This window comes from Candidatus Buchananbacteria bacterium (assembly GCA_013359225.1).
Classification (GTDB): domain Bacteria; phylum Patescibacteriota; class Patescibacteriia; order Buchananbacterales; family UBA6539; genus JABWCG01.
Window position 1 is genome coordinate 543517 of record JABWCG010000001.1, and the last position, 19025, is coordinate 562541.

Consider the following 19025-nt stretch of genomic DNA (forward strand, 5'->3'; position numbering starts at 1 on the left):
ACATGGCCAGCCCAGCCAGACAACTTCCTGAGGATTTATCTACCCAACCAAACAACCAGGCCACAGTGTCTGATAATATTATTAGTTTTGATAGCGCTCAGCGTGATCGCGAACTCTCGCGACAACTTAAAGCCATTCAATTAGATGCCAAAAGGGCAGCTAGTGAACTTATTGACCAAAAAATTACAGACAATTTGTCAGCTGTCAGCCAACGCTATCAAGACTATACCGGGCAAAATCCAACTGAAGCTATTCAAAGGATTGTTGCCGGGAAAAGTAACATCAAAGATGAAATATCTCAGGGTCTTAGCGGCGCGGCTGAAAAAATGGCGCCAAAGCTAGAGCAGGCAACTGTTAATGCCTTAAAACAGGCAAAACAAAAAGCGGAATCTCACGCGTCCGAATCAGATCAAAAATTTTTAGCTGAGCTAAAAACATCTGCCGGCAGACTAGAAAAATTATCTTCGCTAGAAGACGGCCATCTAAAAAATCTCCGGGCATACTATGAGGGTCTTCGCCTTGCCTATATTTTACGGTCGGATATCGCAAAAGATAATTTTGATGGCATTACCTTTATTTTCGTCTTAACCTTAAGTATCGTAAAAGACTTGGTTATTGATGTGCCAAGCGTTACCGCTGAAACGGCCACGGTAGGGATTGCTGCAATCCTAACCACTCTCCTAAAAGGAATTATCGGCTTCGCTGTATCGGGATTTCTTTTCTTCTTTTATTTTGGAAGAAGCTCCTGGACTAAAAGATGGCTAGTCCGGCGGTTTTTAGGGACTATTGTAATTGAAATCACTCCATGGCTAAGCCTTATTCCCAGCTATACTTTAATGGCTATATTCCTCAAATTAAAAATGGACAAAAAAAATAACGAACGGCAAAAAGAACTGGAACAGGTTGAAAAAAGAAACAAAAAACTTAAACGACAACTCGATAAGGCCAGCTAGACTTGTATTACTTATTTTCTGAGCCAAAATATGGTATACTGAGTGTAACGGATTTGACTAAAAGTCTTAACTTACACATTATCATGTCTTTTAACTGGAAAAGAATTATTATCCTAATAATTTTTATCCTAACTGTTATTCTGGCGGGATATCTTCTTTATTATCTCTTTTTACGCCCGGCGGTTCCAACCGGCCCAAGCGGGGGTGGTGTTGGAAATGTTAATACCGCTCCAGGCGGATTGCCGCCAACCGGCACCAACGTCAATATTCCCATTGGCGGCAACATTAATGGTTCGCTTCCCGGCACCAACGTTTCAACCTCAAGTCAGGCTATACCGCCACAAGCACCAACTACCGGCCCTACCCCAACCGAAGTCGCGAACGGCGGGCTGACCAAAAGTAATCAGCTAACTTCTGTTCCCGCTTTCCAACCGACTATGACTGCTGACGGCACTGGAGTTATCTACTATGATAAAACCACCGGCCTCTTTAATAAAATTGGCAGTGACGGCAAGACCACTGCATTAAGTGAAAAAGTATTCTTTGAAGTACAAAATATCACTTGGTCGCCAAACCGCAATAAAGTTGTTCTTGAATATCCTGATGGCTCAAATATCGTATATGACTTCCAAACCGGACGACAAGTCAGCTTGCCAAAACATTGGAAAGATTTTGACTTTTCTCCCAGCGGTCAACAATTGGTTGTAAAAAGCATGGGTGACAGCGAAGAAAACCGCTGGCTAGCAGTCACTAACACTGACGGCTCACAGGCTAAAAAAATTGAGCACCTTGGAGATAAAGATGCCTCTGTCTATCCGTCCTGGTCACCAAACAACCAGGTAATTGCCATGTATACTGAATACAAAAATTTTGACCAACAAAATTTGTACTTTCTTGGCCAAAATGATGAAAATTTCAAATCAACCATTATTGAAGGTCGTGGACTTCAAACCAAGTGGTCAACCAAGGGAGATAAATTGCTTTACAGTGTTGACTCTTCAACATCAAATAACAAACCAACACTTTGGATAGTTGACGCCCAAGGAGAAAATATTGGCAGCAACCGCCAGAATTTAAAAATCGAAACCTGGGCCGATAAATGCACGTTCGCGGACAACGCCACTATTTATTGCGCTGTACCAACTTCCTTGCCTGCTGCTGCCGGACTTTTCCCTGACCAGGCCGACACCTCTCCAACCGATATCTATAAGATTGATCTAGCAACCGGCCTTCGCTCAAAAATCGCCACTCCTTCTGGGGATGCCAACATTGACAGCTTAATGGTCAGCCAAGACGGAAATTATCTTTACTTCACCAATAAAACTGACGGCCGTCTCTACAACTTGCGGCTTCAGTAAAATCTATGGGCAAAATCACCGAAATTTACATTTGCTCAAATTGTGACAGTCAATCGCCTAAATGGCAGGGCCGCTGCCCTGAATGCGGTCAGTGGGGAACATTGGAAAAATCGCTCCAGCCTTCCCAAGCCAGTTCTCGCGCTACCCAAAACAACTTTCCCGCAGCGAAAGTTGTTTCGTTTTCCGACATCAAAACTGGCGACTACGAAAGGCTAAAAACAACCATTGACGAGTTTGACCGCGTTTTAGGCGGTGGTTTTGTTCGTGGTTCGTTAATTTTACTTGGCGGAGAACCCGGTATTGGCAAATCAACGCTGGTACTACAAATTAGCGAAAAAGTTACCCAGCCGGTGTTATATGTTTCCGGAGAAGAATCAGCACAGCAGATTAAAACTAGAATTGATCGGCTCAACATTAATTACCAAAATATCCGGTTTGTCGGCGAAACCAATATTGAGTCGATTATCGGGGCCATCAGTGAACAAAAGCCAGCGTTAGCAATTATTGATTCTATCCAAACAATCTATTCAAATGAATCACCTTCCGGCGCCGGCAGCATCAATCAAGTCCGAATTTGCACCACTAAATTACTTGAAGTGGCCAAAAAAAATAACATCACTATTATGATTATCGGCCACGTCACCAAGTTTGGGGAGGTTGCCGGTCCAAAAACTCTTGAACACTTAGTCGATACTGTCTTATACCTTGAGGGCGATCAGTACCATTCGTTTCGTATCCTGCGAACTGCTAAAAATCGCTTTGGTTCTACGTCCGAAGTCGGCATCTTTGAAATGCAAAGCCACGGGTTAGCCGAAATTAAAAACCCGTCTGCAATCTTCCTTGATGAGCAAAAACCAGCCGAAGGATCAGTTATTACTGCCACCCTTGAAGGTTCGCGAATTTTCATGCTTGAAGTCCAAGCTCTCACCAGCCTAACGGTCTTTGGATATCCTCAGCGTAAAACCAACGGCTTTGATCTAAACCGTCTGCAGCTTTTATGTGCAACACTGTCCCGACGAGCCGGCCAGAAGCTAGCTAACCAGGATATTTATCTTAATTTAGTTGGCGGCTTAAAAGTTTCCGAACCGGCGATTGATTTAGCGGTCTGTCTGGCAATTGTTTCCGCCCTAAAGAATAAATCACTTGATCATAGTATGGTCGTTTTTGGCGAAGTAGGTTTGGGCGGCGAAGTTCGGCCAGTAAACCAAGCCGCTAAAAGAATTAGCGAGGCGGAAAAATTAGGCTTTAAAAACATTATCATTCCCGAAAGTGGCGAAAAAATAAACTCTAAAATAAAAATCAGCCGAGTCAAGAACTTAGCCGATGCCATTAAACTTATGATCTAGCTTTATTCCGGATGAACGAGTGCTAGAAAATCTTTTAGTTTATACTTCAAATCAGGATAACCATCTAAACGGTTATCTTTTTTAACTATTCCTTCGGCCGCAATTTTCGCCTCTTGAATTAGCCGATAATCGGTTAACGTCGCCAGTTTAAATTCTGGAAAGCCAGACTGGGTTGTCCCATAGACTTCACCAGGGCCGCGCAGTTCAAGATCTAATTCAGCCAACTCAAAACCATCTTTAGCGCTGACCATCGCCCGTAGACGCGCTGCGGTCTTTTGGCTATTTTGTTCCGAAACCAAAAAACAATATGACTGATAGCTACTCCTGCCAACGCGGCCACGGAATTGATGTAATTGAGCCAGACCAAAACGATCTGCACCCTCAATCAACATAACACTCGCATTTGGCACATCAACCCCCACTTCCACCACTGAGGTCGCAACTAAAATTTTGCTTTTGTTAGCCAAAAAATCAGCCATAATTCGTTCTTTATCCATTGATTTGAGCTTTCCATGAAGCATTGAAATAGTTAAATCAGAAAAAACAGTACCACTAAGACGCTCATACTCTTCAGTCACTGACCGAACCCCTAATGTATCAGACGGATCAATTAATGGACAAATAATAAACGCCTGGCGACCCTGATCAATCTGCTGCCGAATAAATTCATACGCTTCGTTCCTCTTAGAGCCTTCAACCAGCTTAGTAATAATTTTTTTTCTTTCCTTAGGCATCTCTCGGATGATTGACAGGTCTAAATCACCATATAACGCTAAAGCTAGACTTCGAGGAATCGGCGTTGCCGTCATTGACAAAAGATGGGGCGTAGTTGCACTGTTGCCAGAGTTCTCCCTAAGATGTTTGCGCTGAGTTACACCAAAACGATGCTGTTCATCAATAACTGCCAGCGCCAAACTATTAAATTTCACACTCTCCTGAATTAACGCATGTGTTCCAACAATAATTTTGACTTCACCAGAGTTAATACCCGATAGCATTTTTGACTGGGAAACTTTTTCGTTATTAATTAGCTTCTGAGATCGAGTCAATAAACCGGTTTTGATGTTTGAATTGGAAAAAAGTTTGCTGATTGTCTGGTAATGTTGGCTCGCTAAAATTTCAGTCGGGCTCATTAAAACACTCTGCTTTTCATTTCTAGCCACATTCAACATTGCTAACAACGCTACTAGAGTTTTCCCCGACCCGACGTCCCCCTCTAGTAAGCGATTCATGGGTCGCGACTGTTGCAAATCAGAAATTATCTGCCACGCTGCTTTACGCTGATCATTAGTTAGACTGAAGGGAAGTTGAGAAATAAAATCTTTTGTTTCTTGTTCTTTAAACAAAACAACTTCGGCAGTTTCTTGCCTAATTTCCGAACGGTTGATCATTACCCGCAACTCAAATAAGAACAGTTCGTTGAATTTTAGCCGGCGAATTGCTTGATCAAGCAATTGCTGATTATCGGGAAAATGAATCTGTCGCAATGCCTCTGATAAACTCATTAATCGATATGATGTAATAATTTCTGGAGGCAAAAAATCAACTACCTGATCCACCGCCACGAGCGCTGATTTAATTAAAAATCGAATTTGTTTAGCAGTTAAACTATGAGTCAAAGGATAAATAGGAACAATTCTGGCAGTATGGGTGGTTGAACCATTAGTTACCTTCTCATAAACCGGGTTAGTCATTTGAAACCCGTAACGACCGAAGTCAACCTTGCCGGAGAAGTACACCTCATCTCCGATTTGTAACGTCTTTGCCAAAAATGGCTGATTAAACCAAACAATCTTTAAGGATCCGGACTCGTCAGCCACTAAACCTTCTGTCAAAATTTTTCTTTTAGCCAGACTACGACGGCTGCTTAAGAGCTGAATTTTAACCTTAATAGTTGAAAGTTCTCCGGTTTTAAGCTCACTGATTTTTGATATTTTACTTAAATCTTCCCACCGCCAAGGATAATAAAAAATGAGATCGTTGACGGTCTCAATTTCTAGTCTTTTTAAGCGATCAGCAGTCGTCTTTCCAACGCGCGTGATCTGTGATACTGGCGTGGTCAATGTTAACTTCATTGTGACAAAACTAATGGCGTCCCCGGCAGGGTTCGAACCTGCGACCTCAAGCTCCGCAAGCTTGCGCTCTATCCAACTGAGCTACGAGGACAGAAATTATAACTTCAGCATCCGCGAAGTCTGATCCGATACCGGTTCATCTTCACGATCAATATCTTCTTCTAAGTATTGGAGTAAAACCTCTCTGATTTTGACCGGATCCTGATCATTTAAAGCAACAGGAATTCTTGGCTCAAAAAAACTTTTTGGTTCAAAATAGAGTGTTTTTACTTCCGGCGGATTAAATATAATATAAAAATTTTTTAATCGCTTATACTCATAAAACTTTTTACCGACCACAATTCCATCTTCGGCAATCTTGAACTCAATTTCCTGATTATTACGCTGCAACATTACAATTGTCAAGGCGGCGATAATAATGATCAGGCCGAACAAAAAATTCGAACTAATAATTGAATACCCAACCAAAAAGACAACTGCTGCCCCAGCCCAAAAATACCAGCTCTTGCTTCTTTCGTGCTGAGCAAACTCATGAAATTGCCAACTAAAATGAACCTGGCCGTAGTCTTTTTGTTCTTGGTTTTGTCCTTGGTTTTCCATAGTTGGTTAACACGGTGATTACCCCTCACTCAACGGAGAGGGCGGGATTCGAACCCGCGAACCCTTTTTGGGGGTTAACACGTTAGCAGTGTGCCGCATTCGACCACTCTGCCACCTCTCCATTGACTGAGGGGCACCGCTAATTTATAAGCAGTGAACCGTATTAATTTCTCCTATAAAACTATCATAGTATAACACTTCAAAACTGCTCTTGTAAAGTCCCTAATTTTTCGCTATAACTAAGGCCCAAACCCTTTTAGCACCGGCCTGTTTAAGCACTCTAGAAAGCTCATCAATCGTCGAACCGGTAGTAAGAACGTCGTCAATAACTAATACTCTTTTTCCTTTCACAGCCTGCGCATCAATCAAACTAAAAACATTTTTTATGTTTTGCCTTCTTTCTAGGGCATCGTTTCCGACCTGAGGTTCTCGATTTTTTCTAATCAAAATATTATTTTCAAAGTTAATATCTGCCTGCCGGGCAACTGTTGCGGCCAACATATCTGCCTGATTAAAGCCCCGAAACAATAAACGTTTTTTCGAAATTGGCATCGGAACGACCAAATCAATTTTGGGCAACGCCTGATTGAGAATCAAACGGGTCAGATATTGTTCCAAAATTATTTCAAGACTCAAGCCAAGCTCCCTGACAAATCGGTATTTAAAATGGTAAATGATCTTTTGCAACAACGGATCGTTAAAATCGGAAATCACCCAAACTCCGTCGGTATAATCAGTAACAAAATAACTATTGCTAATATCCGGATTAATTTTTATTTTTTTTAAACAATCACTGCAAACTAATTCATTATCTTTGTTACATCCCAAACATTGCCGGGGAAAAAATAAATCCAAAATCTTTTCTCGTATCAACATAGCATATACCAAGCGCTACGTTGATTTTATTACTGTTTATTGCCACTCGGCCGCGTCCACTTTCCAAGCACCATCAACTTGAGTCATTGACAACTTTAACTTTTGATAAAAAGCTCTTGGATTGTCAGTTGAGACAATTGATTCAGACCTCTGTGTTGAAACAATCACTTCCGCACGATTAAAATCCTGATCAAATTCTGAAATCTCGGCGGCAATTGCCTTTGTGGTGACACCATAATATTCGGAGTTATCCGCCTGGCGCTGAGAAAGTTTAAAATTCTCCACCCAAGCTTTCATTTTAGCCGTCATCAAATCCGCTGAGTCATCAAGATTGCTGAAATAAACTTCGTTTGAGTAGCTTCCAAAACGTTCAGCAAAAGTAAAGGCGATAGCTTTCAATTCTGCCTGGGAATCTTTTTGTTCTTCGGGCACGCCGGTAGTGTCTGGCAAACCAGCCGAAGCAGTCGGTAAAGTCGCTGGAACTTGAATTTCACTTGGGTTTTGATTAACATTCTGATTTACCGGATTGTTAAGATTGGCTCTGGTAAACCACCACCACAAAAAAGCTGCAATAACTCCGATGATGACAACAGTGATAACTCCGATGATAATTTTTTTTCTTCTCGTCATATATTTCTAATTAGCTTCCTAAATATTAGCCCGCTTACTGCTGAGTCATTGACTCATTAAATTCTTTCTTTGCCTCCTCAATCTCCAAAATCTGACGTGGATCGGAAGTAATTAACTGATCTTCAGTATAGGATGCTACTACCTTAATCGCTGCATGCTTATCGCCGGCAAAAAATATTCCTTCACCAACGCCAGACTCCAACAATAAATATTTTTCACCCTCAGTAAGAATGAAGGTTTTTTGCACCAAATCAATAGCTGCCGGGGACTGGCGCATCAATAACTGGATTGAAGAGTTATTAACAATTGCCTGGCCATACGGCGAAAGCAAAAAGTCATTAACGTCTTGGGTAATATTCGTCACACCTAAATAATATTTGCGACATCGCTTTACCAATGCGTAAATAAATTTAGCAGAATCTTCATTTTGCATTAACCACCATGCCTCATCAATAATCAATACCCGCTTCTTGAGCTCTGACCGGACCACATTCCAAATGTAGTTAACAATCGTATAAATAGCCATCGGCCGCAACTCATCTTCAAGATCTCGAACTGAAAAAACCACAAGCTGATTTTTAGTATCAACGTTTGTAGGACTGTTAAATAACCCGGAGAAAGTCCCCTGAGTATACTTTTTAAGTCGAAGCGCTAAATCACCTCCGCCCTCCATACCTTCCAAAACATCCTGAAAATCCTGCATGATCGGCGGCTCAATCTTACTGAGATCGGAGTCGGACGTAATGTCTTTTTTGGCATACGTTTCTAACAGCGCTCGGTCAATGATGGAATCCTCTTGATGAGACAATTCTCCCAGCATCAATCTGATCAGACCTTTGATGGTGATTACCGCCCCACGAATGACATCAGAGGCTCGCTGTTCACCAACCGCCCGCGGCAGATCAAATGGGTTGATTTTACTTTCAGAACTTAATGAAATATTAACATACGTTCCACCAACGGCATCAGACAAATGTTTATATTCGCGCTCTGGGTCAATAACAATAACATCTGTTCCCATCATCATCGTTCGCAAAACTTCCAGTTTGATAGCATAACTCTTTCCGGCACCAGACGTGGCAAACACCACCGTATTGGCGTTTTGCAAGGAAAAACGGTCAAATAAAATCAAACTATTATTATGTCGGTTGATGCCATACAAAATTCCCTCGTCAGAAGTCAATTCTGATGAGATAAACGGAAACGATGAAGCAACCGGTGAAGAGTTCATGTTAAAACCAATCATCAGCTCATCATTGCCAAGTGGTAAAGTTGAATTAAAACCCTGTTCAGCCTGATACAACACTTTTTTTGAAAATACCAATCGTGAACCAAACAGAGACTCCACATCGCCAGTCAGGTTATCAAGCTCTTCTTTAGTATTTGCGTACAACGTGACATACAAACCAAACTGGAAAAAATGTTCAACTCCCTGAGTCAAATCGTCGCGCAGTTTTTCAATATCGCGCAATGCAGTTTCACGAATCGGATCGCGCGGCGCTCCTTTCTCGCGATCGGCCAGGATTTGAGCCTCTAGAGCACCAACCTTATTGCGCAACTGTTTTAAAATAATATTTGATTTCACCGGGTAAAAAAACATCGCAATATCCAGTGCCACGCTTAAATTAATGATTGGGGCAAACCAGCCAACTGCAATATATCGCGGATAACCGATAACAAAAAGTGTTCGAACAAAACGATCACCCAACTTAATGAAAGTCGGCGTCACTTCCAGCGCTGCCGGAGAAATTAGATCTTTAATTGAAACAACGCCTTCCCGATATATTCTTTCTTCCTCAAGCACTGATTTTGCTTCCAAAATTTCTTCCTGCTCTTTAACCTTTTTCTGCTCAGGCGAAAGCACTTGTTCAACCGGCTGATCCTCCAAAGCCTGCTGCCTAATTAAATCTTTTGGTTTAATAGCCATAAGTTATTCAACTCGTAATTTGTTTATCTCAACCAATTTTTCCCGGCTGGAAACATCCGGATTATAGGTATTATAATATAGTTCAATTAAGCTCTGCGTGTCTAACACTACTGCCTTTAAACTCATACTTGATAATCCGGTAATAACATGTTCGACTCTCTGAAACAAAGCATGCCGCCGTTTCATAAACTCCGATTGCGTTAACTTGACCTCTTGAGCCGCCGAAAATACACCCAAAAACCGCTTAAACCAGGATTTCTGTTTATCAGAAATTGGGTCGTAAGGCACAACAACATAAAAACGCTTATTCATAATATCACCAATTTCAACCAGTTCACTGACATACTGACGATATTCAGCCGTCTGCATCCGCAGCAATTCATTAGTCTGTTCTTTCTCAATCTTTTTCAAACGATTCAAGTAGCCGTCAATATCAAGTTTACGGGACTGGATTACAATCTGGAGCGGAAATTCTAGAAAGTTTAAAAACCCGATATACGCGGCAATAATGGCATTTTGTTCTTCTTCCGATTTCAAAGAAAAATTAAGGCTCGACACCAGCACCACTGAACGCAAGGTCCCATCTTTAAGAATAACCGTATCCTCCTTGATTTCAGCAATATCAAGATAACCCTGAGCGGATGTTGTAATCTTTTTATTGGCAAGTTTCTTGGATTTCATAAATAGATTAATTAAACAAGTTGCTGCAAACTACTTGGAGGTTCTTTTTCACCCTGATACACTCCGCCAGTGTCAACAATGAGCGCCATTTCAGCCAGCCGGGAAGCCCGAACCCGGTTTTTGGTTCTAATCTCCGGTGGCAGTGGCAAGGTCTCTTTCTTATTATACCTTTTTAACTCTGAATTGGTAAAAGTTTTCTGCCAAACCCTAATCTTCGGCCTCTTAGAGGTCTGTAAAACATTTAAAATAAAATAATGGACCGGCCGACCGTTGATTTTAATAAAGGCAACGCCAAAAGTCAGAACAGAAATGACTACAAATAAAAAAAGAAAAAGGCTGAAATCAGACAATTTATAGGCGACAAAATCAAGTCCCGCGCCAACCAGCACAATAATAAACTGCCTGACCGTTACCGGGCCAATAATTTTATCTTCAACATCAATAAATTGTGGAACGACGAACTGTTGCATTTAATAGCGTAGTCTTTTATTTAAGTCAAAAATTGCTTCAAGCTCTTCTTCAGTTAAAGTCGGCAGGCCTTGTTGTGTGCGCTCGGCGATAACTTCCGAAACCGGCTTATGTTCTTCCATGCTTTGATCACCTAAAGAAAGGTACAGCCGGTTAACCTCGCTTTCCTTCCAAGCTTTGATGGCCTCAACCTTCTTAGGGAAGGATTCATCTTCTAATAAAGCAACTTTATCAAGTATCTTTTGAACTGCCATACTTGGTGTTGGTGACAAGCGCCTGAAGTCTTTGAGCGTCATGGTTCGAATTTCCTCAATCGGACCAGTCAGCTTAGGTTTAAATTTAACATCTTCAATTTTTGGCTTTGACCCGATGGCACTAACTACCGGTCGACTCATCACCGGTGCATCTGCTATCTGTGTTGGCGCCGGACTAATAGGTGGTTGTGCTGGTGTTGGTGGCGTTAAATCAGCAGGCATTTCCGGTTTAAAAAGGGGCTTAGCCTCAATAGGTTGCACCTCTTTAATAATTGGCTCTGCTAAAATTTTTTTTGCTTCTTCCTGGAGTTCCAAAAACTGATCAGTACTGATATTTTGTCGATGACGATGGTCAAAATCCTGCAATTCCCGGCTAATTGCCGCCAAAATTTTATTAATCGTTTCAGTATCAAAAGCCGTTCCTTCGGTTAATCGAAATTCCTGCAGCGATTCCTTTGTTTGAAGGTGATTTCTAATTCCCCGCAAACGGGAACTCACAATACTACGAAATTTTTTCTCATCTTCCGGCGAAGTAAAATGTAACTCCGCATTCTTAATTACCGAGCTAATTTCTTCTTCCAACCTCAATGGTTCACCAAACGATCGAGTTGGCTGAACCGGTGCTACAGCTTCTTCTACCTCAGGTTCAATGGTTAGCGGTTTACTCGCCACCGACGATTGGGACGTAGAATTTGTAAGCCCTTGACCAACTGGCTGCTCGTAATCCAAAACTTGGTCACCTCGCAAAATCTTCAAGTTTCCCTGCTCATCCTTAAAAATAATTTCATCATCAGGCACCGCTGCCTTAGCCTTCTGCTCTTGTTCAATCAGGCTGAAAAAATCATCTGTTTTTTGAGTCAAATTCTGGACCATTATCGAAAGATAATTTAATTATAATCCCGCCTGTTTTCGTAATGTGGCGGCCATATCAGTTTTTTCCCAAGTAAAATCAGGGTCAATTCTACCAAAATGACCATAGGCGGCAGTCTTTTTGTAGATTGGTCGTAGCAGGTTTAACGTCTTAATAATGCCCGCGGGCGTCAAATCGAAGTTTTTGCGTACTAAATTAGTTATCTTTTCATTACTAATTTTACCCGTACCAAAGGTGTCAACTAAAATGCTGATTGGCTCGGCAACGCCAATGACATAAGCAACCTGAAGTTCGCATCGGTCTGCTAAGCCGGCGGCGACGATATTTTTTGCGACATATCGAGCCATGTATGAAGCGGAGCGATCAACTTTTGATGGGTCTTTGCCGGAAAAAGCGCCGCCACCGTGTGAACCATGGCCACCATAGGTGTCCACAATAATTTTACGTCCGGTCAAACCGGCATCAGCCGGCGGACCACACTTAATAAAGCGACCCGTAGCATTAACAAAAAATCTCGTCTTACTGTCAATATATTTTTTAGCAACCGGTTTAATAACTTTATTAAGGATATCGCGTTCAACTTTTGCCTCATTAACATCTTCATTATGACTGGCCGCCACCACAATTGTGTCAATTCTTTTTGGTTTACCATCAACATATTCAACCGCCACTTCAGCCTTACCGTCAGGACGTAGATACGGCAACACTTTTGTTTTTCTTAATTTTGCCAGTTGATGAGTAATTCGATGAGCCATAATAATTGGTAATGGCATTAATTCCGGAGTGTCTTTACAGGCATATCCGAACATCAAGCCCTGGTCTCCAGCACCTTGCTTTTTGTATTTACCTCTACCAGCGTCAACCCCTTGGGCAATGTCAGGACTTTGCTCATCAATTGCAACCATAACGCCGCAGTCTTCCCAATGAAAACCAATCGCATGATCATCATACCCAATGCCCTTGATTGTTTGTCGAACAACGCTGGCAATATCAACATATCCCTTGGTTCTAATTTCTCCAGCTACCACCACCAAACCGGTAGTTGCTAAAGTTTCCACTCCGGCCCGAGAATTTTTATCCTGCCGAAGCAATTCGTCTAAAATTGCATCCGAAATCTGGTCACATACTTTGTCCGGATGACCTTCGGTCACTGACTCAGAACTAAATATGTAACGATTCTGTTTTTTGGTCTCTTTCATGGTTTTTCCTTTTAACCCCCAACTTAGTATTTAAATTTTATTCAAACCAATTAAAGGTTTTTGAATTAACATCAAAATATGCCATTTTATTATAACTTTTTTTACCCAAACTGACAAAAATATTCCCGATTTTCTGGCCAACCCTCGCCGCTTCGTTCGCCGGCATGTTCAAGCGCTGCTCTAAAATATAGCGCAAAAAGGTCCGGATAAACTTGGGCTGAGCCGGAGTAGTCTTGAATTCCAAAGCAAAATCGGCGCCATACTGTTTTTCCCAAGTCACCAACAAAAATTTATTTAATTTCTCATCTTCAACAACAAACTTTTCCAAATCATCGGCCTGCGCCAAAATTCGTAACAAGGCAACCGTTCTAATGATATTTTTATTTTGCACGGCAACCATAAATTCTGATCTTAGCTGTTGATTGTTATCACCAATCTTTTTAGAAATCTTTTCCATTTCCTTATCAATAGCAGAAGCCATTTTGACGTCACCACGATACGCCGCAACAATTTCTTCTTGGACTTGAGTAGTCTGAACAGTTGAATTTTCTACGACGACCGGATTAACATCAGTGGGGTTCGTATCAATTGCCGGACCAGCACTTTCTGACGGTAGAATAAAATCATTTTCTGAAATTGTTTTGATTTTTTCCGGCAATGGGCTCTTGCGACCAGTATTAGTATTAGTCAAATTAATAATAGTTCCGTTTTCAATAGCCTTAATTTGTCCGTCGGCATCAATAAATACCAAATCATTCTCAACTCCTTCCGGTGTCATCGAAGAGGTTGTTAGGCGAAATAACAGCTTAAGCAAATTCTTTACTTTTAACCTATCTGCTTCAGACATTTTCAAATAATTTTTATTCTTCATGGTGTATTCAGCAAAATCAAGGTCGGTTGCCCTCACCCCTTTATTTTTGAAATAATCTGTAATTATATTGGCAACGGTCGCGGATTTTTCTTCGCCGTCAACAACAATTTTTTGGTTGCTAATCAATTCTGTGTTATCACGCAGATGGTTTAAAAGTCTTTGTTTGAATTTATCCCGATCGGTAATTGGCAACTGAATCAAAAAAGCATTTAATCGGTCAAATAATCCAATATCGTCATCGGCTAAAACTTTAGCAATATCTTTTTCAAATAATGAGGTAACCACATTGTCCGACCAGCGCGGCAAAGATGTGAACTTTAACCTCACATTAGCCAGATTCAGCCGGTCAATATTGCGGGGAGAAATTTTTTCATAGTTTTTGGCCTGGAGCTCATCAATAATCTTACTTAATTTGTAGGACTGTAAAATTTCCAAATCAAAAACTAACTGCTGAGACAAGCCTTCAATTTGGTCAACCAGCTGATTCGGATTTTCACCGCTGGCAACCGACTGTGCAATTGTTTTTAATTCTGTTTCGTACATTTGCTTTTAATTTCCAAAAAGATTAAAGCTCTCTTGGCCCCGAGGGCGGATTTTTTTTGCCTTGACTGCGATACAACGCCCTAATTCCGTTATTAATTGAGGTTAATAAACCAGAAGTGCTGGTCGGGTCAAGCGTACCGCCTTGTCTGGCACGACCGAGTTCGCCGAGCGCCTGGGCAATCTGAGTTTTTGCGTTTTGGTTAACCTGATTCTGCGGTAACTTAGCAAGCGATGACTGCATTGAAGTTAAAACATTTTCAATGTCAGACAACGCCTGAACAACCTCTGTTGAGTCAAAACTTCCTTTCAAAGCCTCCTGAACTTCTTCCGTCCTTTGAGCAACTTCTTCTTGGGCGGCTTTCACATATTCTTGAGGATTAACTCGCGAAGCCGCAGCTTCTTGAGCCGCCGGAGACGTTTCCCGAGCCGCCTGACGAACGGCCGAACGAGCTGCCGCGCTTGGAACGCCGCGAATTGAATCAACCATTTCTTTTGCCCGCAAGGTATCAGAGGCGGCCTTGGCGTATTCATCAGCCGCTTTCTTTAATCGTTCACGAGCGCTGCTAATTTCTGTATCAATATAGTCGTTGCGCTGCAATTCCTGATTACCTTCATTAGTCAAACGTTTTGCTTCGCCCACATTACCGGCCGCTTCCGCCTGTTTTGCCCGATCGAATAGGGCTTTGGCCGAGGCTTCACGTTGCCGTTTTTCTGATTCCCGTTCCCGAATATATGATTCTTCGCTGGTTTTAACCGTATCATACTGGGATCGTGCACCACGCAAAGTTGAACGTGACGAACGATAAGTCTGCAAAGCGTCAAGCTCTTCCTGTTTCATTGCGCCCTCTAAAACTTCGTCCACTTTACCGGCAACCTGACCGGCCCGAGTCTTGATTGCTGAAGCAACGGTTCCCACCCCGGCGCCAACCTTGTCAAAACCTTTACCAACCTTGCTACCAAAAGCTCTTGCGGCGGAAGCGGCTTCACTCATCTTTTCAACACTCGCCTCACCACGAGACTTAATACCCATACCCTCTAATACTGCTCGAGTCTTGTTATTCATTGCATACACACCCTTGCCAACACCAGCCATTTCAGCCACTGCTTCACGCTTCAAATCTTGATTACTAATACCATAGCCATACCGCTTGCGCAAATCAGCTTGAATATCGCGCCGCTGGCTGGCATTTAATGAATTCCAATATTCATCAAGCTGTTGATCCGACATACCCATTGTCGAAGCATGAGCTTCTTCGTGGCGCTTAATATCTTCGTGCTGGTCAGTACTGCTGGTGTTAAATACTCTAAGGGTTTTGGCACGGCCGAGGCCTTCACGAACCCGATTAACAGCGTTATCAATTCCTTCGTCAGTCATATTGAGCCTACCTTCTTCTCTTCTGCTTAAGAGCTGTTTACGATAAACTTCGGCAATTTTACTAATTGTTAAAAATTTACTAGCTTCATCATAATAAGCACCACTCATACCCTCTTCAACTCCCAAGGCTGCACGAACTTCTTCATTATCAAAATTAAGTCCTACGCCTGCTTGTAACGCACCTTCCTCAACTTCCGCCGGCAAAACAATTTTATCTCTATCTCGCTTATTTAAGACATAATCGCGCCACCGGAAATCTTTTTCAGCTTCAAATTGTTCCGGATTAAAGTCAGCACTTTCAAAAAAGTTAAGTCCGGCATCCTGGTAACGGTCAACCATTTCACGCGTCCGGTCATGCTTAGTGCGGTCAAAGTCCTGCGCCATACGAGGTGCTGACGGTACAGCACCAACAGCCGGAGTCGGAGTCGGCTCCGGAGCAATTCCCGGAATATAGGTATTAGTTCTAATGTCGTTAATAATATTGTCGTACGCCACCTGGCCAATCTGGGCGGATTTCTTTTGTGCAATTTCAGCAGCCAGATTATTGGCAAATGTTTCAATACCACCATTCTTTTTGATATACTCTACTTCATTTGGTCTATCAACACCATTTCGGCCGCCATATTTAAAGCCAATTGTGGCATATGCCAAACCTCTGATGTTATTAGCCAGCATAGTATTACCTGACTGTTCAGCCACCCGAGCTGTTTCTAACATCACGTCCACGTTTTCATATAACCGATCTTTGATTTCGTTAGACGCCATGTGAAATTCCGCCACCATAGCTTTCGGGTTACGCTCCAGGTTAATCATGGCAAATTCCGACATACCAGCACCCATCGTATGAGTTTTATTTGGATCCTTAATATCATGCGGCCGCACCTCTTCCAAAAATCCTTGCCAAGTAGCAGTTTGGATGAATCTACGTCCCTCTTTCTTAGCCGCATATTTCTCTGCAATATCCTGCTGCTCCAGATAGCGGCCTTTGTCTTTAGTCATTAATTCAAATTTGCCGTTTTGAATATTCTTATTGCCCATTTTATACAAAAAGCCATCTTTGTTTGCAAAACCAACTTCACCCAAGTCAAACGCCACCTCTGCTTGAAATTCTTCGCCATAATCTTTAAACATATGGCGAACCGCTTCCTGAACATTATGTGTTGTATATTTAATGTTGCCATTAGAATCTCGATCCAGTTTTCGGGCTTGTTTTTCGGCATCGGTCAGTCCGGCTAATCGGACGTCGTCATTTGTATAATTATCGCCAAAAACATCCTGAGCCTGTAAAACAATTTCGTTAGCATTGTGGTCAGCCGTTAACTGCCGCAATTTAGCAATGGCATACACTTCACGGCCGGCCTTAACTTTGCCGGTTTTATCCAAGTCTTCATTCCGTAATTTATTCAAAACTTCTTCGGCGTCAGTTGTGGTGTCGGCTAATAGCCGCTGTTCGGCTGCAACCTCTCCGGCCCGTGCCCGTCGCGTGGCATTAGTCGGATTTTGATTAAACGGAATTGTACGGTTAAATACGTCCGTTAACGCCTGAGTACCAAGCCGCATGCGTTCACCTTCAACTCGCTGCCCTCGGGCCTGCCATGCTGCCGGAATCGAGCGTAAACGTAATCCGCCTTCCCGACCCAACTGGTCAAACCCTCTTTTCCGGCCCCAGGAAGTCTCACCAATTCTTCTAAACAACGGCGCATTAACTTTAGCAAATAAATCATCGGCTCGTTTACCTGTCCAACGAAGCGCTGTAGCCTGGCCGGGGATAAATTTGCCTCGTCTGATATTTGAAAAAGCCGCTCCCGCAAAACTGCCGCCAGCCGTACCCATTTGTTGGGCAATTACCAACCCCGCCATCAGCATACCAATACCGATAATTAAAGATAATAATTTATTAACGTCGCCAATGCCGCTAAAAATCGCCGTACTGCCGGTGCCGCTGTTTGATTGAGTAAACTCATTAACTAAATCGGCTCCAGTCCCCGTTAATCCGGACTCTGCGCCGGCCGTCACTGAAGTGCCATCCAAAGGTATATCAACAGAGACTTGTCCTTGTTCCACCACGGCAAAAGATAACCACAAGAAAAACGCCAATACCGGACCAACCAAAACGTATTTAGTAAATTCCGACCACCACTGCTGGGCGTAACGCATCCCCTGAGGAAAGGCCGACAAAATATAGGGTAACGGAGAAAGCACTAACAAAAACCACAGCATCACCATACGAGCAACAAACATCACTACCATCACCAAAATCACGATAATAGCAATCATCAACATAATTACCGCCAAAAAAGCCGTTGCCACTACTGGAATAACATCAATTTCCGCTGTCCAACCTTCACTTTGTGTATTAGCGGCGGCGTTAATCATTTCGTTAACCTGCAAAATCTGCATCAAATTACCACCACCACCGACTTTCACGAATGCGGCTACAAACGTCATCATAATCACCTGGGCAAAATCCAAAATTAAGCCGGCAATAGTCAAGCTGAAATTGACCAACACCGCCATAATCAACACCTTAGGCAAAAATTTCTTGAAGTTATATGACTCAATTCGTAAAATCGTGCCAATCGCAATCGCTAAAACCACCAGCACAAAAAACAAATTGGATACGTCTCGCACCAAAGTCCAGCCAACGTTAACCGCCTTAGCATTAACAAAATCATTATACTGAACAATACCAATTAAAATTTTTGATAACACAATCAACGCCCAGCCTTCAACCGTAATAACCGCTCCAACCATCAAACGAATAATTGAAACAAAGAGATTTTCAAATATGTTACCAGCTCCTTCTAGCACACCAGTTACCGCATTACTCACTCCAGCTGAAACTGCACCAACCGGGTCTGACCAAAAACTAGGGCTTTCCTCATCCTGTGCTAAGACTGGAAGCGCCAAGCTAAAACTCAAACTGAACAGTAGCAGGACACTTAACAGTCTTGGCAGATATTTTTTTAGTTTTCCAATGACTTTAATCATTGATTAT

The 19025-nt window shown here is 42.3% G+C and carries 14 protein-coding genes and 2 tRNA genes; 3 read left to right on the forward strand and 13 right to left on the reverse strand.

The window, feature by feature from the left end; genetic code table 11:
- The first annotated feature begins 2 nt into the window (after positions 1 to 2).
- From HUU49_02845 to radA, 3 genes are all read left to right on the forward strand, one after another.
- Positions 3 to 953 (forward strand): hypothetical protein, encoded by a 951-nt coding sequence (locus HUU49_02845; GenBank protein ID NUM25543.1) that lies wholly within the window; start codon positions 3 to 5, stop codon positions 951 to 953.
- Positions 954 to 1036: 83 nt separating this feature from the next.
- Complete coding sequence (locus HUU49_02850) at positions 1037 to 2311, forward strand: hypothetical protein (GenBank protein ID NUM25544.1); 1275 nt, start codon at positions 1037 to 1039, stop codon at positions 2309 to 2311.
- Positions 2312 to 2316: 5 nt separating this feature from the next.
- A complete protein-coding gene (gene radA, locus HUU49_02855; GenBank protein ID NUM25545.1) occupies positions 2317 to 3657 on the forward strand; it encodes a DNA repair protein RadA in 1341 nt (446 codons plus the stop codon).
- 2 nt (positions 3658 to 3659) lie between these two features.
- On the opposite strand, the gene recG is transcribed toward radA, so the two are convergent.
- The 13 genes from recG to HUU49_02920 all read right to left on the reverse strand — a co-directional run bounded on the left by recG (position 3660) and on the right by HUU49_02920 (position 19018).
- Positions 3660 to 5732, reverse strand: coding sequence for an ATP-dependent DNA helicase RecG (gene recG / locus HUU49_02860; protein ID NUM25546.1), 2073 nt, complete (start codon positions 5730 to 5732; stop codon positions 3660 to 3662).
- Positions 5733 to 5746: 14 nt separating this feature from the next.
- A tRNA-Arg gene (locus HUU49_02865) sits at positions 5747 to 5823 on the reverse strand.
- A 5-nt stretch (positions 5824 to 5828) separates the two neighbouring features.
- On the reverse strand, positions 5829 to 6332 hold the full coding sequence (locus HUU49_02870) for a hypothetical protein (GenBank protein NUM25547.1): 504 nt from the start codon (positions 6330 to 6332) through the stop codon (positions 5829 to 5831).
- A 33-nt stretch (positions 6333 to 6365) separates the two neighbouring features.
- A tRNA-Ser gene (locus HUU49_02875) sits at positions 6366 to 6453 on the reverse strand.
- Positions 6454 to 6554: 101 nt separating this feature from the next.
- Entirely contained in the window at positions 6555 to 7208 is a 654-nt protein-coding gene (locus HUU49_02880) for a ComF family protein (GenBank protein NUM25548.1), read from the reverse strand.
- 36 nt (positions 7209 to 7244) lie between these two features.
- On the reverse strand, positions 7245 to 7838 hold the full coding sequence (locus HUU49_02885) for a hypothetical protein (GenBank protein ID NUM25549.1): 594 nt from the start codon (positions 7836 to 7838) through the stop codon (positions 7245 to 7247).
- 34 nt (positions 7839 to 7872) lie between these two features.
- Positions 7873 to 9765 (reverse strand): ATP-binding protein, encoded by a 1893-nt coding sequence (locus HUU49_02890; protein ID NUM25550.1) that lies wholly within the window; start codon positions 9763 to 9765, stop codon positions 7873 to 7875.
- 3 nt (positions 9766 to 9768) lie between these two features.
- The gene (locus tag HUU49_02895) at positions 9769 to 10446 is read right to left on the reverse strand and encodes a hypothetical protein (GenBank protein NUM25551.1); all 678 of its coding nucleotides are present in this window, start codon (positions 10444 to 10446) and stop codon (positions 9769 to 9771) included.
- 11 nt (positions 10447 to 10457) lie between these two features.
- Positions 10458 to 10916 carry a PrgI family protein gene (locus HUU49_02900; protein ID NUM25552.1) on the reverse strand — a complete coding sequence of 153 codons (459 nt, stop codon included), beginning with the start codon at positions 10914 to 10916 and terminating at the stop codon, positions 10458 to 10460.
- Positions 10917 to 12029, reverse strand: coding sequence for a hypothetical protein (locus tag HUU49_02905; GenBank protein ID NUM25553.1), 1113 nt, complete (start codon positions 12027 to 12029; stop codon positions 10917 to 10919). It lies immediately after the preceding gene.
- Positions 12030 to 12059: 30 nt separating this feature from the next.
- Positions 12060 to 13238 carry a methionine adenosyltransferase gene (locus HUU49_02910; protein ID NUM25554.1) on the reverse strand — a complete coding sequence of 393 codons (1179 nt, stop codon included), beginning with the start codon at positions 13236 to 13238 and terminating at the stop codon, positions 12060 to 12062.
- Positions 13239 to 13275: 37 nt separating this feature from the next.
- On the reverse strand, positions 13276 to 14652 hold the full coding sequence (locus HUU49_02915; GenBank protein ID NUM25555.1) for a hypothetical protein: 1377 nt from the start codon (positions 14650 to 14652) through the stop codon (positions 13276 to 13278).
- A 22-nt stretch (positions 14653 to 14674) separates the two neighbouring features.
- A complete protein-coding gene (locus tag HUU49_02920) occupies positions 14675 to 19018 on the reverse strand; it encodes a hypothetical protein (protein NUM25556.1) in 4344 nt (1447 codons plus the stop codon).
- Positions 19019 to 19025: the final 7 nt, after the last annotated feature.